Here is a 23,548-nt window from a genome sequence, read left to right as displayed (position 1 = left end):
GCCCGACCAGTAGGGCCGCAGCTTGACCAGTGCCATGCCGTTGGCGACGGCCGCCGAGGCGTGCTCCCGGACGCCCAGATGGAGGTTGCGTCCGGGTTCGGGACTGCTTCGCTTTACGTCCCGAACCACCCCTGCGCGTCCCGCCCCCTCCCGTCACCCCAATTCAGCCCGTCCGGCGTTTGAGGACAGCGCGCGAAGCGTGCTTCGGGGGGTCTGGGGGCTTGCCCCCAGTTTCGGGAAGGGGCGGGGCTGGGGAACAAAGCACCCACCGGCCCGCAGCCGGGCGGGGGCCGCGAGGCGGAGCCGCGCATCGGATGCAGTGGGAAGGGGCGGGGTGGGGAAAAGCCCGCCGCAGGTGCTGGTGCTGCCGGTCCGTGCCCGGCCAGGGAGTGGAGGCCGTCAGCAGCCCGTCAAAGACCCGTGCACCCGTAGGCGTGCGATCCCCCCGTCCGGGTGGATGTCGACGCGGATGTGTGTCGCCACGTGGGGTTCCGGCAGTGGGAAGCGGTGGACCGTGTCCGGTTGCAGCCGTGTGCGGGGCAGGATCTGCCGCCAGCCCTTGGAGTGGTCGGCGGGGTCGGCCCCCGTCGTCGCGTCGAGGGCGAACAGGGTTGCCCAGCCCGCCGAGTTGCCCCGGTAGCAGCCGGTGTCGATCTCGACGGCGCGCAGGGTGGAGTGGCCGGCCAGCCGGTAGCGCACCCAGTCGTGGCCCCGGTCGCGGCGGCGGCGGGTTTCCCAGCCGTCGTCCATGCGGCGGGAGCGTCCGGGGTGGATGGTGTGGAACGGCGAGGAGTAGAAGCGGTCGGAGGCGTCCTCGACATGGCCGCCGTTCTCCAGTGCGGCCACGTCGTACGTGCCGAGGGCGGCCAGCCAGGCCGGGTCGGGGACGGCCTCGCCGTGGACGCGGAGCCGGGCGATGCCGCCGTCGGGGTGCTGGTTGAGCCGCACGTGGGTGAAGCGCTCGGCGCGGTGGACGGCGAAGCCGTTGGCGGCGTGGCCGCCGACCGGGGTGCGAGGGACGAGGAGCGTCCACTTCACGTCGTCGGCGAGGAGCTCCTCCGGTGCGGGGGTGCCGGGGAGGGCGGTGGCCTCGATGCTGACGGACTGGGGGTGGTTGCCGCGGAAGTGGGCGGTGTCGACGACGATGCCGTGGATGACGCCCGGGGCGCCGAGGCGGACGAGTGCCCAGTCGTGGTCGTCGTCCGCGGGGTGCGGGGCGGCGGCGGAGGCGCCGCGTCTGCGGCGGGTCTCCCAGCCGTCCATGATCTTGCCCTTGTGGCCGAAGTGTTCGGGGTCGAAGCGGGCGGCGCCGGGCTCGACGAGGTTCTCGCGCTCGGCGAAGAACTCGTCGTTGGCGGCGATGACCCCGGCGCCCAGCCGCCGGTCGGCGAGGTCGGGGAACCGGTCGAAGGGGAAGGCCGCTGTCCGGTAGTCGGCGTAGGGGTCACCGCCCGCGTAGGGGCGCGCGCCGCCGGTGAAGGAGGGTATGTCCGCGGGTGTGCCGCTCATGCGCCGCACTGCCTTTCGAGGAGGAGGCCGGTGGGTTCGGTGACACCGCCGTTCCCGGCGATCCTGCGGCCGCGCAGCCAGGTGGACCGTACGACGCCGTGCAGGGTGCGCCCGGCGTAGGCGGTGACGCGGTTGCGGTGGTGGAGCGCGGCCGGGTCGACGGTGAAGGTCTCGTCGGGGGCGAGGACGGCGAAGTCGGCGTCGCGGCCCGCCTCGACGGCGCCCTTGGTGTGCAGGCCCACGAGGGCGGCGGGGCCGCCGGAGAGCCAGCGGGCGAGGTCGTGGAGGGTGTGGCCGCGGCGGCGGGCCTCGGTCCAGACGGCGGGGAGCCCGAGCTGGAGGGAGGAGATGCCGCCCCACGCGCGGCCGAAGTCGGGGACCTTGAGGTCGGTGGTGCAGGGCGAGTGGTCGGAGACGACGCAGTCGATGATGCCGTCGGCGAGCCCGGCCCACAAGGCGTCCCGGTTGGCCGCCTCGCGTATCGGCGGGCAGCACTTGAACTCGGTGGCGCCGTCGGGGACTTCCTCGGCGGTGAGGGTGAGGAAGTGCGGGCAGGTCTCGACGGTGACGGGCACCCCGTCCGCCTTGGCCGCGGCGATCATCGGCAGGGCGTCGGACGAGGACAGGTGGAGGATGTGGATGCGGGTGCCCAGACGGGCGGCGACCGAGAGCAGCCGGGCTATCGCCGCGTTCTCGGCGGCGCGCGGCCGGGAGGCGAGGAAGCGGTCGTAGCGCGGGCCGCGCGGCAGAGGGGCGCGTTCCAGGTGCCCCGGGTCCTCGGCGTGCACGACGAGGAGGCCGCCGAGCTCGGCGATGCGGGCGGCGACCGGCTCCAGATCGTCCGGTCCGAGGGAGGGGAACTCGTCGACGCCGGACGGCGAGAGGAACGCCTTGAAGCCGAGGACCCCGGCGTCGTGCAGGGGGCGCAGGTCCGCGCGGTTGCCGGGCAGGGCGCCGCCCCAGAAGCCGAGGTCGACATGGGTCCGGCCGCGCGCCACGGCCTGTTTGGTCCGCAGGTGGTCGACGGTGGTGGTGGGCGGGATGCTGTTGAGGGGCATGTCGACGAGGGTGGTGATGCCCCCGGCCGCCGCGGCCCGGGTGGCGGTGGCGAAGCCCTCCCACTCGGTGCGGCCGGGGTCGTTGATGTGCACATGGGTGTCGACGAGCCCGGGGAGGAGGACGTCGTCCCCTAGGTCCTCGACCCGGATGCCGTCCTCGATCCGGACGCCGTCCTCGATCCGGATGCCGTCCTTGACCCGGACGCCGTCCTTGATCCGGACGCCGGGTCGACCGCTGTGTGCCGGATCGCTCGCCCGGGTGGTCCCGGGCCCGCGTATCAGGTCGGTCCCGTACGGGTCGGTCTCATACGGGTCGGTCCCGTACGGCAGGACGGCGGTGATCCGGCCGTCGGCTACGGCGACGGACGCGGCCCGTACGCCCTCCGGGGTGACGACACGGGTGGAGCGCAGCACCAGCTCCACCGGCGGTACCGGGTTCCTCGCGTTCTTCACGTTCGTCGCGGACACGCCCACGCCCCCTCCCTCGTGGCTCATCGAGCCTTCGGGCCTTGGAAATTCAACGTTCTGTTGAACCGCGGTGCAGGCAGTCTTCAGTCGTGTCCCGTACCCGTCAAGACCCCGCCGTTCCGCTTACACCTTTCATCCACCAGAAGTCGGTTTTCGAATAATGGAAGGGGGCGGGTGAGGTGCCCGAAGTGCCGGTAGGCTGCTCCCACCCCTTGTACCGGAAGGACCGCAGCCGTGCCCTCGCCCGCCGATCCCCGCACCACCCCGACCAGTGGTGGCGTCCAGTCACTGGAGCGCGCATTCGATCTGCTGGAGCGGATGGCCGACGCGGGCGGTGAGGTCGGGCTGAGCGAGCTGTCCACGACCAGCGGGCTGCCGCTGCCCACCATCCACCGGCTGATGCGCACGCTGGTGGCCTGCGGCTACGTACGCCAGCAGCCCAACCGCCGGTACTCACTCGGGCCCCGGCTGATCCGGCTCGGCGAGAGCGCGTCCCGGCTGCTCGGCACCTGGGCCCGCCCGCACCTGGCCCGGCTGGTCGAGGAGACCGGCGAGACCGCCAACATGGCGCTCCTCGACGGCGACGAGGTCGTGTACGTGGCGCAGGTGCCGTCGCGCCACTCGGTGCGGATGTTCACCGAGGTCGGGCGGCGGGTGCTGCCGCACACCACCGGGGTCGGCAAGGCGCTGCTCGCCCAGAGCCCCGACGACACGGTCCGCGCGCTGCTCGCCCGTACGGGCATGCCCGCCGCGACCGAGAAGACGATCACCACGCCGGACGTCTTCCTGGAGGCACTGTCCCGGGTGCGCGAGACGGGCTACGCGGTGGACGACAACGAGCAGGAGATCGGCGTCCGCTGTCTGGCGGTCCCGGTGCCCAACTCCCCCACGCACGCGGCCATCTCGATCTCGGGCCCGGCGGGCCGGGTCACGGACGAGGCCACGGAGCGGATCGTGCCGCTGCTCCAGGAGGTCGCCGGGGAGCTGTCGCTGGCCCTCGCGGCCACCACCTGAGGATCATTCCCCGCCGTTCCTCGTCGTTCCCTGTCTTTTTCCGTCGCTCCCTGTCATTCCCCGTCGTTCCCCGTCATCTTCCGCCGGACGCCTCGCGCGGGCCGGGCACCCGCCGCTCGCCGTCCTCCGGGGCGGCGTCGCCCTCCGGGGCGGTCTCCTTCTCCGGCTTCTCCAGAGCGGCGGCCTTCTCCGGAGCGGAGCCCTGCCGCAGGCCGGCGTCCGGCGGGCCGCCGGGGCCCTGCGCCTGCTCCGGCACCCGGACCTCGCCGAAACCGTCGACGGCCGCGCGGAGTTCGGCGAGGACCGGCGACAGGGCGCTGACGGAACCGACGGCGCCCGCGACCAGGAGCAGCGAGCGGCGCAGGCGCGGCACTTCGGGCTCGCCCGCGCGTGCCATCGCGGCCAGTTCGGCCAGTTCGTCCTCGGCGGCGTCCCGGTCGGGTAACCGGGCCGGGTGCGCCGCCAGCGCCCGGCGCAGCCGGGACACCGCGTCGCGCAACGCGTCCACCCTAGGGTCCTGACCGACGCTGCCTTCTCGCTCCTCTTCCACCACAACGGCGCCTTCCGCCACGACACTCCCCCTCCCACGCGCTCGCGCCGATCAGTTAACGCACTTTCCGTACAGCGCGCTATACGCACAGCGAAATTCAGTCCGTACTCCGCACGCACGGGTGACGAACCACCTTTTTCCCGCCCGGGTGGATCGATGCGGTATGCAGGGTCCATGACGCGCACCACGGACACGACAGACGCTCCCGCCGTCGGCGCCCGGCCGGGGGCGGCACCCGTCGCCGGACTGCTGCTGGCCGCGGGCGGGGGGCGGCGGCTGGGCGGGCGGCCCAAGGCGCTGCTGGACCACCGCGGGCGGCCGCTCGTGGAGCACGCGGCGCGGGCGCTGCGCGACGGCGGCTGCGTACCACGGTACGTAGTACTCGGCGCGGCCGCGGCGGAGGTGCGGGCGCGCGCCGAGCTGCCGGACTGCGTCCTGGTGGACAACCCCGACTGGGCGGCGGGCATGGGGTCCTCGCTGCGGGCCGGGCTCGCGGCGCTGACCGTCACGGACGCGGCGGCGGTGCTGGTGACGCTCGTGGACCAGCCGCGCGTGGGCCCGGCGGCGGTGGCCCGGCTGCTGGCCGCGCACCGTGCGGGCGCGCGGCTGGCGGCCGCGGCGTACGGGGGTGAGCGCGGGCATCCGGTGCTGTTCGCGCGGGAACATTGGGAGGGCGTGGCGCGCTCGGCGGCGGGCGACCGGGGGGCGCGGGCGTATCTGCGGGAGCACGCCGGGGCGGTGACGCTGGTGGAGTGCTCGGACGTCGCGGCGCCCGACGACATCGACACCCCGGAGGATCTGGCGCTCCTGGAGGGGTAGTTGGGCGGCGGCCGGGCGACCGGCCGATGCGCCCCGGAGATGGCCGGGTGACGGCCGGATGACACCGGGCGCCATTGAACTTCCACGATGAGGAAACTATTCTCCACTGGCCAGGGTCCAGCGGCACTCCGTGCCGTCTCGCCGAAGCCCTCTCCGAAGTCCTCACCCAAGGAGTGACCTCCATGTCCGCACCAGCGCCGTCCTCGCCGGTCGTCGTCACCGCCCCCGCAGTGGAGCGGCAGGAAGAGCTCCTGACGGAGGAGGCGCTCGCCTTCGTCGGCGCGCTGCACCGCCGGTTCACCCCGCGCCGTGACGAGTTGCTCGCCCGCCGCGCGGCGCGCCGCGCGGAGATCGCGCGCACGAGCACCCTCGACTTCCTCCCGGAGACCGCCGCGATCCGCGCGGACGACAGCTGGCGGGTGGCCCCCGCGCCGGCCGCGCTCCAGGACCGGCGGGTCGAGATCACCGGCCCGACCGACCGCAAGATGACCGTCAACGCGCTCAATTCGGGTGCCCGGATCTGGCTCGCCGACTTCGAGGACGCCTCCGCGCCCACTTGGGAGAACGTCGTCGGCGGCCAGCTCAACCTGATCGACGCGTACGAGCGGCGCATCGACTTCACCGACGCCCGCGGCAAGGCGTACGCGCTCCGGCCCGCCGAGGAGCTCGCCACCGTCGTGGTCCGGCCGCGGGGCTGGCACCTGGACGAGCGCCACCTCACCGTCGACGGCCGCGCCGTCCCCGGCGCCCTGGTCGACTTCGGCCTCTACTTCTTCCACAACGCCCGGCGTCTCATCGGCCTCGGCAAGGGGCCGTACTTCTACCTCCCCAAGACCGAGTCGCACCTGGAGGCCCGCCTCTGGAACGACGTCTTCGTCTTCGCCCAGGAGTATGCGGGCATCCCCCGGGGCACGGTCCGCGCCACCGTCCTCATCGAGACGATCACCGCGGCGTACGAGATGGAGGAGATCCTCCACGAACTGCGCGAGCACGCCTCGGGGCTGAACGCGGGCCGCTGGGACTACCTCTTCTCCATCGTCAAGAACTTCCGGGACGGCGGGCCCCGGTTCGTCCTGCCCGACCGTAACGCCGTGACGATGACGGCCCCGTTCATGCGGGCGTACACGGAACTGCTGGTGCGCACCTGCCACCGGCGCGGCGCGCACGCCATCGGCGGGATGGCCGCCTTCATCCCGTCCCGTACGGACCCCGAGGTCAACGCGGCCGCGCTGGAGAAGGTCAGGGCGGACAAGGACCGCGAGGCGGGGGACGGCTTCGACGGCTCGTGGGTCGCCCACCCCGACCTGGTGCCGGTCGCCCGTGCCTCCTTCGACGCGGTGCTCGGCGACCGGCCGCACCAGAAGGACCGGCTGCGCGAGGACGTACGGGTGACGGCCGAAGAGCTCATCGCGGTCGACTCGTTGGAGGCGAAGCCGACGTACGAGGGGCTGCGCAACGCGGTGGCGGTCGGCGTCCGCTACATCGAGGCGTGGCTGCGCGGCCTGGGTGCCGTCGCCATCTTCCACCTCATGGAGGACGCGGCGACCGCGGAGATCTCGCGCTCGCAGATCTGGCAGTGGATCAACGCGGGCGTCGTCTTCGACAACGGCGAGAAGGCCACCGCCGAACTGACCCGCCGGGTGGCCGCCGAGGAACTCGCCGCGATCCGCGCCGAGGCCGGGGAGGACGCCTTCGCCGCCGGGAAGTGGCAGCAGGCGCACGACCTGCTGCTGAAGGTCGCCCTGGACGAGGACTACACGGAGTTCCTCACCCTGCCCGCGTACGAGCTGCTCGACCGCCCGGCCTGACAGCCCTGCCTGACAGTCCGGCCTGACCGCCCGGGGAGCACTGGGCGCCTGAGGCGCCGGATGCTCTTGAGGTATGAAACACCCTGATGTGACGGGTGATTGGATGATTGTTCACCCGATTCAGTGATTGTGGCTCATGTGTGCCCTGGCCCACCCTGGAGTGGAGCAGGGCGCACCCCGCCGGGCGCCCTGCACAGGGGACGACGGGGGGTCTCACCATGGCCGAAGCGCCGACGATCAGCAGTGCCCGACCGGTTGCCGGGCAGCCCGACACCGCACCGGCCGGCACCGCGCCGGCGGCCGCCCGCCGCGCCGCCGACGTCCGCGACGGGCCCGCGCCGAAGCCCTGGCTGCCGCCCGCCTTCACCGATGTCGAGCTCGGGCAAGAGGTCACGGCCTACGCCGGGCGATGGTGATGACCCCCGCCCGGAGCACGCAGGAGTTCACCACCGCCCTGCGCGCGCACTCCGACCGCTACTGGCACACCCACCCGCTGCATCTGCGCCTCCACCGGGGCGAGTTGAGCCGCCAGGAGCTGCGTCAGTGGATCGCCAACCGCTGGTACTACCAGAAGTGCCTGCCGCAGAAGGACGCGGCCATCGTCGCCAACTGCCCGGATCCCGACGTGCGCCGCCGCTGGGTGCAGCGGGTCCTCTATCAGGACGGCACCGAGGAGCGGCGCGGCGGCCACGCCCAGTGGCTCGACCTCGCCGAGGCCGCGGGCCTCACCCGCACCGAGGTGCTGGACGAGCGCCATGTCGTCCCCGGAGTCCGCTTCGCCACCGACTCCTACGTCGCCTTCGCCCGCAGCCGGCCCTGGATCGAGGCCGTGGCCTCCTCCCTCACCGAGCTGTTCTCGCCCGAGCTGATGCGGGAGCGCCTCGCGGCGCTGCGCGCCCACTACCCCTGGATCGCCGCGTCCGGCCACGGCTATTTCGCCGAGCGCCCGGCGGCGGCCACCGACGACGCCCGGCACGCCCTGGAGCTCGTCCTCGCCCACTGCACGACACAGCAGTTGCAGGAAGACGCCCTCGCGGCGCTGGCGTTCAAGTGCGATGTGCTCTGGGCCATCCTCGACGCCCTCGAGCACGCGGGGCGGGAGCAGTGAAGCCGCACGGCGGGGCCGCGGCCGGCGCCGGGGTCCGGTGGCGGCTGCGCGGCGGGGTGCGGCTCCGCCACGACCCCGTCCGCGACACCGGCGTGCTGCTGCATCCGGAGGGCGTGCTGCTGCTCAACGAGACCGGTGCCGCCGTCCTCGCGCTGTGCGACGGTGCCACCGAGGAGGGCGCCATCGCCGGGGCCCTGTCCCGCGCCTACACGGCCGTGCCCGCGGGGGACGTCCGGTCCTTCCTCGCGGAGCTCGCCCGGCGGCGGCTGATCGAGCCCTCCCCCGCGCCCCCGGGGCACACCGATGGATAGGCCGCTGGGGATGCTCGCCGAGCTGACGTACCGCTGTCCGCTCCACTGCGCCTACTGCTCCAACCCGGTGGGCCTCGACGCGTACGCCGACGAGCTGTCCCTCGCCGACTGGTGCCGGGTGCTCGGCGAGGCCCGTGAACTCGGGGTGCTCCAGGTGCACTTCTCCGGAGGGGAGCCGCTGCTGCGGAGCGACCTGACCGCGATCGTCGCGCACGCGCGCGGGCTGGGTCTCTACACCACCCTCGTCACGGGCGGGCAGGCCCTCACCGCGACGCGGCTGTCGGCGCTGGCCGCCGCGGGGCTCGACCATGTGCAGATCAGTGTGCAGAGTTCCGACGCCCCGGAGGCGGACACCATCGCGGGCCGTCCGGCCCACCGCCGCAAGCTGGCGGCCGCCGCCCTCGTCAAGGAGGCCGGGCTGCCGCTGACGCTCAACGCCGTGCTGCACCGCGCCAACATCGGGCGCGCCGAAGGGCTGATCGAGCTGGCCGAGCGGCTGGGGGCGGACCGGCTGGAGCTGGCCAACGCGCAGTACTACGGCTGGGCCCTGCTCAACGTCCGGGCCCTGCTGCCCACCCGGGAGCAGCTCGCCGCGGTCGAGCCCGTGATCCGGGCCGCGCGGCGGCGGCTGGCCGGGCGGCTGGAGATCGTCTATGTGGTGGCCGATCTGCACGACGGCGTGCCCAAGCCCTGTATGCACGGCTGGGGCGGCCGCCAGCTGACGGTGGCGCCCAACGGCGACGTGCTGCCGTGCCCCGCGGCGGCGCAGATCCCCGGGCTGGACGTGGTGAACGTCGGCCGGGCGCCCCTGGCCGACATCTGGTTCCACTCCGCCGCGTTCAACCGGTTCCGCGGCACGGACTGGATGCGGGAGCCGTGCCGCGGCTGCGCCCGCAGGGAGATCGACCACGGTGGCTGCCGGTGCCAGGCGTTCCAGCTGACGGGGGACGCGGCCGCGGCGGATCCGGTCTGCGCGCTGTCCCCGCACCGCGCGGTGGTGGACGGGATCGTCCGTGCCGCGGAGACCGCGCCGGGGGTTCCCCGCGCCCGTGACTGGCCCGGAGCCCTTGGGAGGGAACCATGAACCCGCTGTCGGTCACCACGCAGCACAACGACAACCGGCGTACGGGCGCGAATCTGTCGGAGACGGTGCTGCACCCGGGCAATGTCGGCCCCGCGACCTTCGGCAGGCTCTTCGGCCGCCCGGTGGACGGGGAGATCTACGCCCAGCCGCTCTATCTCTCCCAGTGCCCGATCGCGGGGCGCGGGCCGCGCAACGTCGTCTACACGGCGACGATGCACAACAGCGTCTACGCCTTCGACGCCGACGACCCGGCCGCCTCGGCACCGCTGTGGCACGTCTCGCTGGGCCCTTCCGCCCCCCTGCCCGACCCGAACATCGGCCCGGCGGTCTATCACGACATCGCGGTCGAGGTGGGGGTGGTGAGCACCCCCGTCATCGATGTGCGGCGGCACGTCCTCTACGTGATCGCGTTCACCAAGGAGCAGGGCGCGTACCACCACACCCTGCACGCGCTCGACCTGTCCACCGGCCGGGAGGCCCTCGGCGGTCCCGTGCGGATCGCCGCCTCCGTGCCCGGCAGCGGCGACGGCAGCGTCCAGGGCCGGGTGACGTTCACCAGCAACCGGCAGATCCAGCGCTCGGCCCTGACCCTGGCCGGCGGCCGGGTGTACGCCGCGTTCGCCGCCTACGGCGACAAGGACCCTTACCACGGCTGGGTGTTGGCCTTCGACGCGGACACGCTCCGGCAGACGGGCGCGTACGTGACCACGCCCAACACCCAGGAGGGCGGCATCTGGCAGGCGGGCCAGGGGCTGGGCGTCGACGACGGCGGCTTCCTCTACTTCATGACCGGGAACGGCGGCTTCCGTCCGGACGGGTCCGAGCTGGGCGATGCCATCGTCAAACTCACTCCCGGCCTCGGGCTCGTGGACTGGTTCGCCCCGTTCGACAACGCCACTCTGGAACGTTTCGACATCGACCTGGGGTCGGCCGGGCCCCTGCTGATCCCGGGCACCCGGCGGCTGCTGGGCGGCGGCAAGGAAGGCAAGTTCTATCTGCTGGACACCGGCAACATGGGCCATTTCCAGGCCGGTTCCGACAGCCAGATCGTGCAGAGCTTCTTTGTGGTGCAGCCGGACGCGAATTCCCATCACATCCACGGCGGCGCGGTGTACTGGAACTTCCGCGGGGGCGGCGGCCCGTGGGTCTACGTATGGCCCGAGAACGCCTTCCTGCGTGCCTACCGCTTCGCCGGCGGCCTGTTCGGGACGGCCCCCGCGTCGACGAGCACGACCACGGACCCCACGGGCGTCCCCGGCGGCTCACCGGGCATGCCCGGCGGCATCCTGTCCGTCTCCGCCCACGGCGACGATCCCGCCACCGGCATCCTCTGGGCGACCCACCCGTACCGCGACAACGCCAACCAGGCCGTGGTCGAGGGCATCGTCCGCGCGTACCGGGCCACCGATCTGACCCACGAGCTGTGGCACAGCAAGATGGACGCCGCCCGCGACGACGTGGGCTTGTACGCGAAGTTCGCGCCGCCGACCGTCGCGAACGGCAAGGTGTACGTCCCCACGTTCTCCGGGGTGCTGCAGGTGTACGGGCTGCTCGGCTGAGGGGGGGGACGTGCCGGAATGAGGCTGCGCATCCTGGGCACCGCGGCGGGCGGCGGGCTGCCGCAGTGGAACTGCGCCTGCCCCGGCTGTTCGCGGGCGCGCTCCGCGGGGCCCGGGGTGTGGCGGACCCAGGAGTGCCTGGCGGTCAGCGTCTCCCCCGACGCCTGGTACCTCGTCAACGTCTCGCCGGACATCCGCGCGCAGATCCTCGCCGCCCCCGAGCTGACCCCGCCGGGCGGCACCCGCCACACCCCGCTGCGCGGTGTGCTGCTCACGGACGGGGAGCTCGACCACACGACGGGGCTGCTGGCGCTGCGCGAGGGCGCCGCGCTCGATCTCTTCGCCCCGGCGGCCGTGGCGGCGGCCCTCGCGGAGGACTTCCCGCTGCGCAGCCTGCTCGCCCCGTACGGCGCTGTCCGCTGGCAGGCCCTCGCGGGGGAACTGGCGCTGGACGACGGCCGGCTGCGTGTGACCGTGATCCCCGTGAGCGACAAGCGCCCGCGCTACGCGGCGGGTTCCACCCGCCCCGGCCCATGGGTCGTCGCCTACCGCTTCGACGACACCGTGACCGGTGCGACGGCCGTCTACGCGCCGTCCCTCGCGCGCTGGCCCGCCGAGCTCGACGCGGCCCTGTCGGGGGCGCGGTGCGTGATCCTCGACGGCACCTTCTGGAGCGAGGACGAGATGGAGCGGGCGACGGGCCATGGGCCGGGGGCCCGCGCGATGGGCCACCTCCCCATCACCGGCGCCGGGGGAACGCTGGCCCGGCTGCGTGGCCGTACGGGCACCCGCTGCCTCTACACCCACTTGAACAACACCAACCCCGCCGCCGACCAGTCCTCCCCCGAGCGCTCGGCCCTGGCGTCGGCCCGGGTGGAGGTGGCCTCGGACGGGCGGGTGATCCATGTGTGAGCGCCCGGCCGCGTTCAGCCGGCGACGGCGCCCAGGGCGACGAAGCCGCAGACGAGCGCGGAGAGGAGGAGCAGCAGCGGCCAGACGAAGCGCAGATAGGTGTTGTAGCCGACCTTCGCCAGCGCGACCCCGCCCATGATGACGGCGGTGGTCGGCACCCAGAGGTTCATCACTCCGCTCGCGGCCTCCCAGGCGGTGACCACCACCGAGCGCGCCACGCCGGCGAAGTCGGCGAGCGGCGCGAGGATCGGCATGGCCAGGGTGGCGTGGCCGGATGTGGAGGGGATCAGGAACGCCAGCGGCAGGTTGACGACGTACACCATGATCCCGAAGAGCGCCGCGGGGGTGCCGGAGACCGCGCCCTCGATGGAGTGCAGCACCGTGTCCGTGATGCGGGCATTGTTCATGATCACGGTGATGCCGCGCGCGAGGACGATCGTCAGCGCGGGCGCGATGAAGTCGCCCGCGCCCTGGACGATCCGTGCACTCAGCTCCTGTTCGCCGAGCCGGGCGACCACGCCGATGAGCACGGAGGCGACGAGGAAGAGCGCCGCCAACTGGGCGAAGGACCAGTCCAGTTCCCAGCCGTACGGGGTCGCGTCGGCCTTTCCGGTGAGCGCGCCCGACCAGGGGATCACCGAGAAGATCATGAAGGCGAAGACCAGGCACACCACGCCGAGCACCGCCTTCTGCAGCCCGGTGAGCTCGGGCGGCGCCTGCGCCTCCGCGGCGAGTTCGCGGTCGCCGGGGAGGAAGCCCACGAGCGAACGCCGGGGATCCGTCCGCACCTTGTGCGCGTACCGCAGGACGTAGCCGATGGTGACGGCGGTGAGGACGATCCACATGGCGAAGCGCAGCCCGATGCCGTCGCCGAGCGAGATGTCCGCGGCGGACGAGGCCACGCCGGTGGAGAAGGGGTTGACGGTCGACGCCAGCACGCCGACGCCCGCGCCGAGGATGATGGCGCCGGTGGCGACCATGCGGTCGTAGCCGAGGGCCAGCATCAGGGGCACGATCAGCCCGTAGAAGCCGAGCGTCTCCTCCGCGAAGCCCTCCACCGTGCCGAGCAGGGAGAAGACCGTCATGACACCGGCGATCAGCAGGGCGCCGCGCTCGCGCAGCCGGTGGGCGAGCCGCTCGATGCCGCGGTCCAGGGCGCCGGTGGCGAAGACGACCGTGATGAACGCGCCGATGGCCAGGACGAAGAGGAACACTCCGGCGCTGCCGTAGAGGGCGCCGACCGCGTCCGGGGCGACCTCGCCGGTTCTGCCGTCGCGAATGCCGTAGAGGCCGTTGACCGGGGACAGGAAGAGGTCACCGAGCCGGTGCACGAAGTCGCCGGGCGCGGCTTCGCGGTGGTACGTCCCCTGGAGCGGCTTGCCGGTGCCGTCGCGGCGATAGGCGCCGGAGGGGATGACGAAGGTGAGGGCCCAGACCGCGAGGGTGACGACGGCGAGGACGGTGAGGGCGCTGGGGAATCGGTGCCTCTTGCCCTCCGGGTGGGCGGGGTTCTGTGCTGGCTGATCCACGGCGGGGCCTCTCCGGGGGCGGCGATTTCACCCATTTTGCGCTTTCCGCCGCGCGGGCCGACTGCCGCGCCGGGCGTGTCCGTGGCTTTGTTCCCCACCCCCGCCCCTTCCCGCACCGGGGCTCCGCCCCGGACCCCGAAGCACGCTTCGCGCGCTGTCCTCAATCGCCGGACGGGCTGAATTGCGTGGGTGACGGGAAGGGGCGGGACGCGCAGGGGTGGTTCGGGACGTAAAGCGAAGCAGTCCCGAACCGCCCCGGAGTGTCCCGGCCCCGCACCCGACAACGGCGACGAGCCCAAAACTCAGCCCGTCCGGCGATTGAGGACGCGACCGCAGGGAGCCCCCGCCGCAGGCGGCGAACCGGCCCTCACCGTCGCAACGGCGCGCGGCGCAGCCAACCCGCAGGCGGCAAACGGCCCGCACCCATACGCGCCCCGATTCAATCGCTCCGCGCAGCGGCCCCGTTGAACACCAGGTTCAGCACGACCGCCGTCAGGCACCCCGCGCTCACCCCCGAGTCCAGGAGGATGCGGAGGGTGGCGGGGATCGACGGGTTGTCGTAGAAGGTCCGGGAGACGACGGGGATCAGGCCCATGCCCAGGGACACCGCCGCCACCAGGAGGTTGTCGCCACGGTCCAGGCCCGCCTGGCGGAGGACGTTCACCCCGCTGGCCGCGACGCTGCCGAAGAGCACGATGCCCGCTCCCCCGAGCACCGGCCGCGGCACCACCGCGATGAGGGACGCGAAGACCGGGCTGAGTCCCAGGAGGACGAACATCAGCCCGCACGCGGCGACGACGAAGCGGCTGCGTACCCGGGTGAGGGCGACGAGGCCGATGTTCTGGGCGAAGGCACTGTTCGCGAAGCCGTTGAAGAGGGGGCTGACGGCGGTGCCGAGCGTGTCCGCGCGCAGGCCGCGCGCGATGAGTTCCTCGTCGGCGGGGCGGCCGACGACCTCGCCGAGCGCCAGCATGTCGGCGGTGCTCTCGGTCATGCAGACCAGCATGAGGACGCACATCGACACGATGGCGGAGACCACGAAGTGGGGGGCGCCGAAGTGGAAGGGGGTCGGGAAGCCGACGAGGTGGGCGTGTTCGGCGGGCGAAAGGTCGACGGCCCCGGCCGGGACGGCGATGAGGGTGCCCGCGACGAGTCCGAGGAGGATCGCGATCTGCTGGAGGAAGCCCTTCAGCAGCCGCCGCAGCACGAGGACCACGGTCAGGGTCGCCCCGGCCAGGGCGAGGTTGGTGAGCGGGGCGGGCCGGTCGGGGTGGCCGCCCTGGATCCAGCCGAAGGAGACCGGCAGCAGGGTGATGCCGATCAGGGTGATCACGGTGCCGCTGACGACGGGCGGGAAGAAGCGGACGAGTTTGCAGAAGTAAGGGGCGAGGACGAAGCCGAGGACGCCGGCGACGATGACGGCGCCGTAGATGACGGGGAGGGCGTCCCGCTTGTGGGGCTGGGCGTCGGCGACGGCGAGCATGGGGGCGACGCCCGCGAAGGAGACGCCGTTGACGAACGGCAGCCGTGCCCCGACCTTCCAGAAGCCGATGGTCTGGAGCAGGGTCGCGATGCCCGCCGTGAAGAGGGCGGCGCCCACGAGAAAGGTGATCTCCGTCGGGGAGAGCCCGATGGCGGCGCCGAGGACGAGGGGCGGCGCGACGACCCCCGCGTAGCTGGCGGCGACGTGCTGGAAGCCGCCCGCTACGAGCTTTCCCGGTGGTACGAGCCGGTCGACGGGGTGGACGTCGCCGCGGCGGCCGCCGGGTGCGGCCGGCTCGGTGCTTCGCTCGGTGAACCTGGGCACTGCGGCCACGACGGTTCCTCCTGTCGATTTTCGTGTCGCCGATGATGTGACACGGCTTCAGGGAGGCGGCTCTGTGCGGAACATGAAGGGCGGTGGGGAAACGGCGGCGGACCGGGGCGCCGTGGTGCGGGCGCCCCGGTCCGCCGCCCGTGGCTCCGGCGGGGCCACGGGCCCGGTCGAGGTCCGTCCCCCTCGACCGGGGTCTCGGGTCGGGCCGTGGGACTCCCAGGCGGGGGCATCCTCCGACCGCGACGCTTCGGGTGAGGGTGAGAGTGAGGGTCAGTCTCCGGCCGCGAGGCGGGCCAGCCGCCGGGACGCGTCACGGGTGCTGCGGGCGACGGCGTCCTCGTCGACGGTGGTCAGCCGGCCGTGCTCGACCACCGCCCGGCCGTTGACCAGGGACAGGGTGACGGGCGCGGCGGCCCCGAGGACCAGGGCGGCGACGGGGTCGGCGATGGTCGAGTGCCCGAGGCCGTCGAGCTTCCACAGCACCAGGTCGGCGAGCTTGCCCGGCTCCAGCGAGCCGATCTCCGCCGCGCGTCCGAGGACCTGTGCGCCGCCGTGGGTGCCCAGCCGCAGCACCTGACGCACATTCAGGGCGTCGGCGCCACCGGCGAGTCGGTGGATGAGCAGGGCGTTGCGGAGTTCGGTGTGCAGTTCGCCGGACTCGTTGGAGGCGGTGCCGTCGACGCCGAGGCCCACGGGCACCCCGGCCCGCAGCAGGTCGGGGACGCGGGCGGTGCCCGCCGCGATCCGGGCGTTGGAGGAGGGGCAGTGGCCGACGCCCGTGCCGGTGCGGGCGAAGGCCGCGATGTCGGTGTCGTTCATGTGGATGCAGTGGGCCATCCACACGTCGTCACCGAGCCAGCCGGTGGACTCGAAGTAGTCCGTGGGTCCCATGCCGAACAGTTCCTTGCAGAACTGTTCCTCCTCGACGGTCTCCGAGCCGTGGGTGTGCAGGCGTACGCCCTTGCGGCGGGCCAGCAGGGCCGCTTCGCGGAGGAGTTCGGTGGAGACGGAGAAGGGCGAGCAGGGGGCGACGCCGATCCGCAGCATCGAGTCGAAGGACGGGTCGTGGTGGGTGTCGATGGCCTCCTCGGTCGCGAGCAGCGCGGCCTCGGTGGTCTCGACGGCGAAGTCCGGCGGCAGTCCGCCGTCCGACCGCCCGCGGTCCATGGAGCCGCGGGTGGGGCTGAACCGGACGCCCATCTCGCGCGCGGCCCGGATCTCGGCGCCCAGGAGGTCGCCGGAGCCTCGGGGGAAGACGTAGTGGTGGTCCATGGCGGTGGTGACGCCGCCGCGGGCCATCATCGCGAGGGAGCCCTGTGCCGCGGCGTAGACCATCTCCTCGTCGATCCTCGCCCAGATGGGGTAGAGGGTGACGAGCCAGTCGAAGAGCGGGGAGTTCTGGGCGAGACCGCGGGTGAGCCACTGGTAGAAGTGGTGGTGGGTGTTGACGAGGCCGGGGGTGGCCAGGTGGCCGGTGCCGTCGACGCGGCGTACGACGCCGGTGAGGTCCGCGGGGGCCGGACCGGCGCCCACGGACTCGATCCTGTTGCCCGCGACGACGATGTGGCCGCTCGGATGCTCCGTGTCGTGCGCGTCGACGGTGGCGATCGCGCAGTTCTCGATGACGAGCCGGCCGGCCGACTGCAGTGTTTCCAGGGATGGTGACGGTGGTGGTGCGGCCACGGTGATTCCTCGCTGTCGGTTCACGGAAGGTTGGTCAGGTCCACCGGTATGGCGGGCTCGGCGCCCTCGCGCAGGACGGTGGCCTCGATGAGGCCGTACGGCCGGTCGGCCGCGAAGTAGACCTCGTTGTCGTTCTTGAGGCCGAACGGTTCGAGGTCCGCCAGGAAGTGGTGCTTGTTGGGGAGGGAGAGGCGGATCTCGTCGATCTCGGGGCGGTGGTCGATGACCCGCGAGCCCATCCGGAAGAGCGTCTGCTGGAGGGAGAGGGAGTAGGTGTCGGCGAACGCGGTCAGCAGGTGGTCCCGGGTGGCCTCGTAACTGTCGTTCCAGTCCGGGGATCTCACCGTGTCGTCGAACCGGGCGTGCCGCCAGCGGGCGTGGACCTGGGTGGCGAGGATGCGGTCGCGGGTCTCCTTGAGCGTCGTGTAGCGGTCCTCGACGAAGCCGTGGAACTCGGAGTCGGTGGTGTTGAGCACCACGAGGTCCTTGAGTCCGGAGATCACCTGCCAGGCCGTGCCGTCGAAGGTGATCTGCGCGGTGCGGGTCTCCCGGTTCGTACGGACGAAGGAGTGCCGCGCCTCACCGGGTGTCGCTATGCGCTCCCAGGCGTATTCCTCGACGCGGACGCGGGCGGTGGTGACGGCCCGTTGGCTGGTGACGAAGTGGCGGGCGAGGCGGACGGCGAACTCTTCGGGCGAGGCGATGCCGTGTTCCTTGGCGAAGGCGAACACGGTGTTCTTGGTGGTGTCCGTCGGCAGGACGTGGGCGTTGGAGCCGGAGAGGTGGACGTCCGTCATGTCGCCGGAGAGCGCCACCGAGACGTTGAGGTCCTTGAGGTGGTGGGTGGCGCCGTCGCGGGTGACCTTCAGGACGCGGGTCTCGGCTTTGCCGTACTGGTTCTGGCCAAGGATGGGCATGCGGTCGCTAGCTCCCTCGGTATACGGAGTAGCCGAACGGGTTGAGCAGCAGCGGTACGTGGTAGTGCTCGCCCGGGTCGACGGCGAAGGCGATCGCCACTTCCGGGAAGAACGCCGCTCCGTCGGCTCGTTCGCGGGAAAGGTAGGGCTCGACGGCGAACAGGAGCCGGGCCTGGGCGGCGCCGTCCGGCAGTGCGGGGAAGTCCTTGCAGCGGCCGTCCGCGTCCGTCGTCGACGTGCCGAGCGGCTGCCACGGGCCGTCGGCGCCGTCGCGTACGGACAGTTCGACGGTGACGGCCGCGGCGGGGCGGCCGGCGGTGGTGTCCAGGATGTGGGTGGACACGGTGACGGCTGTGGTCTCGCCGCTCATGGTGGGGCTCCTCCGTTCTCTGGTGCTGTCGCGGCGCTCTCCGCCGCCGGGCCTTCCGCGAGCCGCGTCAGCCGGATGCGGTTGATCTTGCCGAGTTCCGTACGCACGATCCCGCGCTCCCGTTCCGGCGTGTTGTCGATCCGGTTACGGATGGCGTCGTACAGCTGTCCGGCGGTGAGTCCGGTGGCGCAGATCAGGAAGACATGCCCGAACCGCTCCTGGTAGGCGAGGTTGTGGGCGAGCATGTCGGCCTTGAGGGCGGCGGAGGCGTCCGTCATGCCCCGTTGTTCGCGGGCGGACACGGGGTCGCCCCGGTCGGGGCGGCCGATGGGCGGGTGGCCGGCCATGGCCTCGGCGAGGTCCGCCGGGGTGAGTGCGGCCATGGCGGTGTCGTTGGCGGCGCGCAGGGCCGCGGCGTCCGGGTACGGGCGGCGCGCGAGGACCGCGCTCCCCCATGCCTCGCTGGTGCAGATCTTGCGGAGCGCCGCGCGGGCGGCGCTCTCGTCGGCCGTGTTGAACCGGGTGAGCCCCGGCGTCGAACTCGAAGACACGGGAACCTCCGTGGCCGCAGGGTCGCCGGCTGGGACGGGCTGCGCATAGCTAACGCCCTCGCGAACACGGCGTCAACAGTTTGTTGAAACTACGCTTCGTGGCGGGCCGCGCTCTCCCGGTTGAGGTAGTTGTAAACGGTGAAGCGGCTCACGCCGAGCGCCGAGGCCACGGTCTCCACCCCGTGCCGTACGGCGAAGGCGCCGCGCGCCTCCAGGCCGCGGACGACCGACTGCTTGGCCTTGCGGTCGAGTTCGGCCAGCGGCATCCCGTGCCGGCGTTCGAGGTCGGCCAGGATGTGGTCGAGCGAGGCGGAGAGGTGGGGCAGGCGGACGGCCACGGCCTCGCGCCCCTCCCAGGACAGCACCACGTCGTCGCCCCGGGCGTCCGCCGGGTCGACCATCTCCCCGCCTATGGCGTCGACGAGCGGCTTGACCGCGGAGCGGAACGGCTCGTCCGCGAAGCCGGTCACGAGCCCTCCCCCTCGACCACGCTGAGCTGCAACGACACCCGGGTGGCACCGGCCCGGAGGGATGCGCGCAGCAGCTCGTCCACCGCCGTGAGCACCGCCTCGGCGCGGCCTTCCGCGGTGTTGCCGAACGGGCCGACGTCCACGGCGTCCAGGTCGGCGCCCTGCACGATCTCGCGGGCCACCACGGCGTGGGCCGGGGCCTCGTCGAGATCGAAGGGTTCGGTCGTGAACTCCACTCGCAATCGCAGCATGGGCCAACGGTAGCTCTGCCACCGCCCTTGACAGCCTTCTCGGCGCACGGGCACGCTTCCACTGAGCAGAATTCAACTTCCGCAATATGGAAGGAGATCCGGCCGATGGGGCTCCCCGAGCCGCGCTTCGACGTGAATCTCTCGATCCTCTTCACCGAGCTCCCGCTCCTCGAACGCCCGGCGGCGGCCGCCGCGGCGGGCTTCACGGCGGTCGAGCTGTGGTGGCCCTGGCCCGGCCGCCCCACGCCGGAGGATCATGAACTCGACGCCCTGCGGCGGGCATTGACCGACGCGGGCACCCGGCTCGTCGCCCTGAACCTCTACGCCGGGAGGCTGCCGGGCCCCGACCGGGGCGCGCTCTCGGTCCCCGGCGCGGAGTCGGACCGGTTCCGCGCCAACCTCGACGTGGCGGCCGGCTTCGCGGCCTCGGTGGGCTGTACGGCGCTCAACGCGCTGTACGGGAACCGCGTCCAGGGCGTCGACGCGCGGACGCAGGACGCGCTGGCCCTGGAGAACCTCGTCCGCGCGGCGCGCGCGGCGGACCGGGTGGGGGCGGTGCTGCTGATCGAGGCGCTCAACGCCGTGGAGTCGCCGCGGTATCCGGTCACCGGCGCGGAGCGGGCCGTCGAGCTGGTGGAGGCGGTGAACGCGGCGAGCGGGCTGGGCAACGCGCGCTTCCTGATGGACCTGTACCACCTGGCGGTGGGCGGCGAGGACCTGCACGCCGTCATCGACGGCCACGCCGCCGTGACGGGCCATGTCCAGATCGCGGACGCGCCGGGACGCGGGGCACCGGGGTCCGGGCGGCTCGACTTCCCTTCCCTGCTGGGGAGGTTGGGGAAAGCGGGATACGACGGATGGGTGGGGCTGGAGTATGCGGCCGCCGGGCCGGACCGCTTCGACTGGCTGACCGGCTTCCGCCGGACACCGGCATGAACGGGCCCCAGGACAAGGACGTGCCGACGAGAGGAATCCCCGTGACCGGGAACAAGCGCATCGCCTGGATAGGACTCGGCGTCATGGGCTCCCCCATGGCGGAGAATCTGCTCAGGGCCGGGTACGGCGTACGGGGCCACACCCTCGAACCCGAGAAGCTGACACGGCTCGCCGCGGCCGGCGGCGAGCCCGCCGCGTCCGTCGCGGACGCGGTCCGGGACGCGGACATCGTCGTCACCATGCTCCCCACCGACCCGCACGTCGAAGCCGTCGCCTACGGCGGCCACGGCATCCTCGCCCACGCCCGCCCCGGCACCCTGCTGATCGACATGTCGACGGTCACGCCGAGCACGTCCGTCGCCCTGGCCGGGGCCGCCGCCGCCCGGGGCGTCCGCGTGCTCGACGCGCCCGTCTCCGGCGGTGAGGCCGGGGCCGTCGAAGGGACGCTGTCCGTCATGGCCGGCGGGGACCGGGCCGACTTCGAGCGGGCCGAACCCCTGTTCCGTGCCCTCGGCTCCACCGTCGTCCACTGCGGGGCCCACGGCTCCGGACAGACCGTGAAGGCCGCCAACCAACTGATCGTCGCCGTCACCCTCCAGGCCTGCGCGGAAGCGGTCGTCTTCCTGGAGAAGTCCGGTGTGGACCTCGCCGCCGCGCTGGAGGTGCTGGGCGGCGGGCTCGCCGGGTCGGCCGTGCTGGAACGGAAGAAGCGCAATTTCCTCGCCCGGGACTTCACCCCGGGCTTCCGCATCGACCTGCACCACAAGGACATGGGCATCGTCACGGACGCCGCCCGTGCCGTGGACGCCGCCATCCCGCTGGGCCAACTGGCCGCCGCCCTGGTCGCCGCCGCGCGGGCGCAGGGCGACGGCGGCCTGGACCACTCCGCGCTGCTGCGCGGCGTCGAGCGGCTGTCGGGGGTGGGCTCGTGACCGGCACGGCGCGGATGCCCGCCATGGAGGCGGCCGTACGGATCATGCGGGACGAGGGCGTCGACATCGCCTTCGGCTGCCCGGGGGCGGCGATCCTGCCGCTGTACAAGGCGATGGAAACCGTGGGCGGCATCGAGCACTTGATCGTCCGTCACGAGGCGGGCGCGACGCACATGGCCGACGGCTGGGCGCGGACGAACGGCCGGGTCGGCGTCGCCCTCGCCACCTCCGGTCCGGGCGCCACGAACCTCGTCACCGGGCTCTACACCGCGCACGCCGACTCCGTGCCCATGGTGTGCGTCACCGGCCAGGCCGTGTCGGCCAAGCTGCACCAGGAGGCGTTCCAGGCGGTCGACATCGTGGAGATCGTCCGGCCGGTCACCAAGTGGGCCGTGCAGATCAAGGAGGCGGCGCAGATCCCCTGGGCGTTCCGGGAGGCGTTCCGGACCGCGCGTGAGGGCCGCCCCGGCCCGGTGCTCGTCGACATCCCCGTCGACATCGCCCGGCAGGAGATCCGTTACGACCCCGCGCTCGACGCCCGGCTGCCGGTCGCCGCCGTACGCCCGCACCCGCCGCGTGTCGAGGCCGCCCTGGACCTGCTGCTGGCCGCGGAGCGGCCGCTGGTCCTGGCGGGCGGCGGGGTGGTGCTCGCGGACGCGGCGGACGCGCTGCGGGAACTGGTCGAGTTCCTGCGGGTGCCGTTCCAGGTGACCCTGATGGGCAAGGGCGCCGTCGAGGACGACCACGAGCTGAACATGGGCACGACCGGCATCCAGACCTCGCAGCGGTACGCCAACGCCTCGTTCCTGGAAGCCGACTTCGTGCTCGCGGTCGGCGCCCGCTTCGGGGACCGGCACACGGGCGCGGACCTCGGCGTCTACCGGGGCGGGCGGACGTTCGTGCAGGTGGACGTCGAGCCCTCCCAGCTCGGCAAGGTCTTCGAGCCGGACCTCGGCATCGTCTCCGACGCCGGGCTGTTCCTCACGGCCCTGCTGGACGCCGCGCGCGCCCGGGGCGCGCGGCCCGCCGTCGGCCCGTGGGTGGCACGCTGCCGGGAGCTCAAGCGGACCCTGGTGCGCAGGGACGACTTCGACACCGTCCCGGTCGAGGCCCCCCGGGTCTACAAGGAGATCAACGAAATCTTCGGGCCGGAGACCTACTTCGTCACGGCCATCGGCCTCTACCAGATCTGGGGCGGCCAGCACCAGAAGGCCCATCTGCCACGCCACTACCAGGTGTGCGGCCAGGCAGGCCCGCTGGGCTGGGAGATCCCGGCGGCGATCGGCGTGAAGACGGCGCTCCGGGGGCTGGGCAGGGGCGACACGGAAGTGGTCGGCATCGTGGGCGACTACGGATTCCAGTACCTGGTCGAGGAGTTGGCGGTCGCGGCGCAGTACGACATCCCGTATGTGCTGATCATGCTGAACAACGAGTACCTGGGGCTGATCCGGCAGGCGTCGGCCGGCTACGGCATGAACTACCAGGTCGACATCCACTACGACGAGATTGGCACCGACAACGTCAAGCTGATGGAGGCCTACGGGTGTTCGGGGCGGCGGGTGCGGGAGCCCGGTGAGATCCGGGCGGCGATCGAATGGGCGCGGGGGGAGGCGGTGGTGACGTCGCGTCCGGTGCTGGTGGAAGTGATGATCTCGCGCGAGGCCGATGCGCCGCACGGCGTGAACATCGACTCGGTACGGGAGTTTGCGCCACGGCGCCGCTGACCCACTCGGGTGCGGCCCGGTGGCCTTTTCTCCCCAGCCCCGCCCCTTCCCGAAACTGGGGGAGACCCCCAGACCCCCAACCACGCTCCGCGCGGTGTCCTCAAACGCCGGACGGGCTGAATTTGCCCGCAGGCTGCGGACTACGCCGGCGAAATCAGCCCGTCCGGCG

At 72.7% G+C, this 23,548-nt stretch carries 23 protein-coding genes; 12 read left to right on the top strand and 11 right to left on the bottom strand.

Going from position 1 to position 23,548, the window contains the following annotated elements; genetic code table 11:
- Positions 1–399: 399 nt before the first annotated feature.
- Together alc and allB are read right to left on the bottom strand one after the other, a co-directional pair.
- Positions 400–1,509 (bottom strand): allantoicase, encoded by a 1,110-nt coding sequence (alc, locus tag ACWD4A_RS31345; RefSeq protein WP_451199192.1) that lies wholly within the window; start codon positions 1,507–1,509, stop codon positions 400–402.
- On the bottom strand, positions 1,506–3,035 hold the full coding sequence (allB, locus tag ACWD4A_RS31340) for an allantoinase AllB (RefSeq protein WP_451199191.1): 1,530 nt from the start codon (positions 3,033–3,035) through the stop codon (positions 1,506–1,508). The genes alc and allB overlap by 4 nt, the downstream gene beginning before the upstream one ends.
- Before the next feature lie 234 nt (positions 3,036–3,269).
- Here allB and ACWD4A_RS31335 point away from each other — a divergent pair, with 234 nt between their 5' ends.
- Positions 3,270–4,049, top strand: coding sequence for an IclR family transcriptional regulator (locus ACWD4A_RS31335; RefSeq protein WP_451199189.1), 780 nt, complete (start codon positions 3,270–3,272; stop codon positions 4,047–4,049).
- A gap of 73 nt (positions 4,050–4,122) precedes the next feature.
- Here the strand turns inward: ACWD4A_RS31335 and ACWD4A_RS31330 are convergent, their stop codons facing one another.
- Complete coding sequence (locus tag ACWD4A_RS31330) at positions 4,123–4,599, bottom strand: DUF5955 family protein (protein WP_451199186.1); 477 nt, start codon at positions 4,597–4,599, stop codon at positions 4,123–4,125.
- A 174-nt stretch (positions 4,600–4,773) separates the two neighbouring features.
- Between ACWD4A_RS31330 and ACWD4A_RS31325 the strand changes: the two genes are divergently transcribed.
- From ACWD4A_RS31325 to pqqB, 8 genes are all read left to right on the top strand, one after another.
- The gene (locus ACWD4A_RS31325) at positions 4,774–5,418 is read left to right on the top strand and encodes a nucleotidyltransferase family protein (RefSeq protein ID WP_451199182.1); all 645 of its coding nucleotides are present in this window, start codon (positions 4,774–4,776) and stop codon (positions 5,416–5,418) included.
- Between the two features lie 182 nt (positions 5,419–5,600).
- Positions 5,601–7,226: a malate synthase A gene (aceB, locus tag ACWD4A_RS31320; protein WP_451199181.1), complete on the top strand. Its 1,626-nt coding sequence runs from the start codon at positions 5,601–5,603 to the stop codon at positions 7,224–7,226.
- A 218-nt stretch (positions 7,227–7,444) separates the two neighbouring features.
- Positions 7,445–7,642, top strand: a complete 198-nt coding sequence (gene pqqA / locus ACWD4A_RS31315) for a pyrroloquinoline quinone precursor peptide PqqA (protein ID WP_451199178.1) — start codon at positions 7,445–7,447, stop codon at positions 7,640–7,642.
- Entirely contained in the window at positions 7,642–8,334 is a 693-nt protein-coding gene (gene pqqC, locus ACWD4A_RS31310) for a pyrroloquinoline-quinone synthase PqqC (RefSeq protein WP_451199175.1), read from the top strand. The genes pqqA and pqqC overlap by 1 nt, the downstream gene beginning before the upstream one ends.
- Entirely contained in the window at positions 8,331–8,645 is a 315-nt protein-coding gene (gene pqqD / locus ACWD4A_RS31305) for a pyrroloquinoline quinone biosynthesis peptide chaperone PqqD (RefSeq protein WP_451199173.1), read from the top strand. The genes pqqC and pqqD overlap by 4 nt, the downstream gene beginning before the upstream one ends.
- Positions 8,638–9,729, top strand: a complete 1,092-nt coding sequence (pqqE, locus tag ACWD4A_RS31300; protein WP_451199170.1) for a pyrroloquinoline quinone biosynthesis protein PqqE — start codon at positions 8,638–8,640, stop codon at positions 9,727–9,729. Before pqqD ends, pqqE begins: the two co-directional genes overlap by 8 nt.
- The gene (locus ACWD4A_RS31295; RefSeq protein ID WP_451199168.1) at positions 9,726–11,288 is read left to right on the top strand and encodes a hypothetical protein; all 1,563 of its coding nucleotides are present in this window, start codon (positions 9,726–9,728) and stop codon (positions 11,286–11,288) included. The genes pqqE and ACWD4A_RS31295 overlap by 4 nt, the downstream gene beginning before the upstream one ends.
- An 18-nt stretch (positions 11,289–11,306) precedes the next feature.
- The gene (gene pqqB, locus ACWD4A_RS31290) at positions 11,307–12,200 is read left to right on the top strand and encodes a pyrroloquinoline quinone biosynthesis protein PqqB (RefSeq protein ID WP_451199165.1); all 894 of its coding nucleotides are present in this window, start codon (positions 11,307–11,309) and stop codon (positions 12,198–12,200) included.
- 14 nt (positions 12,201–12,214) lie between these two features.
- On the opposite strand, the gene ACWD4A_RS31285 is transcribed toward pqqB, so the two are convergent.
- From ACWD4A_RS31285 to ACWD4A_RS31250, 8 genes are all read right to left on the bottom strand, one after another.
- Entirely contained in the window at positions 12,215–13,729 is a 1,515-nt protein-coding gene (locus ACWD4A_RS31285) for a YfcC family protein (protein ID WP_451199163.1), read from the bottom strand.
- 439 nt (positions 13,730–14,168) lie between these two features.
- Complete coding sequence (locus tag ACWD4A_RS31280) at positions 14,169–15,545, bottom strand: nucleobase:cation symporter-2 family protein (RefSeq protein WP_451199161.1); 1,377 nt, start codon at positions 15,543–15,545, stop codon at positions 14,169–14,171.
- Between the two features lie 270 nt (positions 15,546–15,815).
- Entirely contained in the window at positions 15,816–17,228 is a 1,413-nt protein-coding gene (locus ACWD4A_RS31275; protein ID WP_451199158.1) for an 8-oxoguanine deaminase, read from the bottom strand.
- 20 nt (positions 17,229–17,248) lie between these two features.
- Positions 17,249–18,145: a factor-independent urate hydroxylase gene (pucL, locus tag ACWD4A_RS31270; RefSeq protein WP_451199155.1), complete on the bottom strand. Its 897-nt coding sequence runs from the start codon at positions 18,143–18,145 to the stop codon at positions 17,249–17,251.
- Positions 18,146–18,152: 7 nt separating this feature from the next.
- Positions 18,153–18,515 carry a hydroxyisourate hydrolase gene (uraH, locus tag ACWD4A_RS31265; protein WP_451199152.1) on the bottom strand — a complete coding sequence of 121 codons (363 nt, stop codon included), beginning with the start codon at positions 18,513–18,515 and terminating at the stop codon, positions 18,153–18,155.
- Positions 18,512–19,066, bottom strand: coding sequence for a 2-oxo-4-hydroxy-4-carboxy-5-ureidoimidazoline decarboxylase (uraD, locus tag ACWD4A_RS31260; RefSeq protein WP_451199150.1), 555 nt, complete (start codon positions 19,064–19,066; stop codon positions 18,512–18,514). The genes uraH and uraD overlap by 4 nt, the downstream gene beginning before the upstream one ends.
- Positions 19,067–19,155: 89 nt before the next feature.
- Positions 19,156–19,536, bottom strand: a complete 381-nt coding sequence (locus ACWD4A_RS31255; protein ID WP_451199147.1) for a helix-turn-helix domain-containing protein — start codon at positions 19,534–19,536, stop codon at positions 19,156–19,158.
- Positions 19,533–19,784 carry a hypothetical protein gene (locus tag ACWD4A_RS31250; RefSeq protein WP_451199200.1) on the bottom strand — a complete coding sequence of 84 codons (252 nt, stop codon included), beginning with the start codon at positions 19,782–19,784 and terminating at the stop codon, positions 19,533–19,535. The genes ACWD4A_RS31255 and ACWD4A_RS31250 overlap by 4 nt, the downstream gene beginning before the upstream one ends.
- Positions 19,785–19,892: 108 nt before the next feature.
- Here ACWD4A_RS31250 and ACWD4A_RS31245 point away from each other — a divergent pair, with 108 nt between their 5' ends.
- The 3 genes from ACWD4A_RS31245 (at position 19,893) to gcl (ending at position 23,379) form a co-directional block, all read left to right on the top strand.
- The gene (locus ACWD4A_RS31245; RefSeq protein ID WP_451199145.1) at positions 19,893–20,723 is read left to right on the top strand and encodes a TIM barrel protein; all 831 of its coding nucleotides are present in this window, start codon (positions 19,893–19,895) and stop codon (positions 20,721–20,723) included.
- An 83-nt stretch (positions 20,724–20,806) separates the two neighbouring features.
- Entirely contained in the window at positions 20,807–21,655 is an 849-nt protein-coding gene (locus ACWD4A_RS31240) for a 2-hydroxy-3-oxopropionate reductase (protein WP_451199198.1), read from the top strand.
- 14 nt (positions 21,656–21,669) lie between these two features.
- Positions 21,670–23,379, top strand: coding sequence for a glyoxylate carboligase (gcl, locus tag ACWD4A_RS31235; protein ID WP_451199195.1), 1,710 nt, complete (start codon positions 21,670–21,672; stop codon positions 23,377–23,379).
- Positions 23,380–23,548 lie beyond the last annotated feature (169 nt).

Source organism: Streptomyces sp. NPDC002537, assembly GCF_053594975.1.
This window is presented reverse-complemented; position numbering and strand designations above follow the sequence as displayed.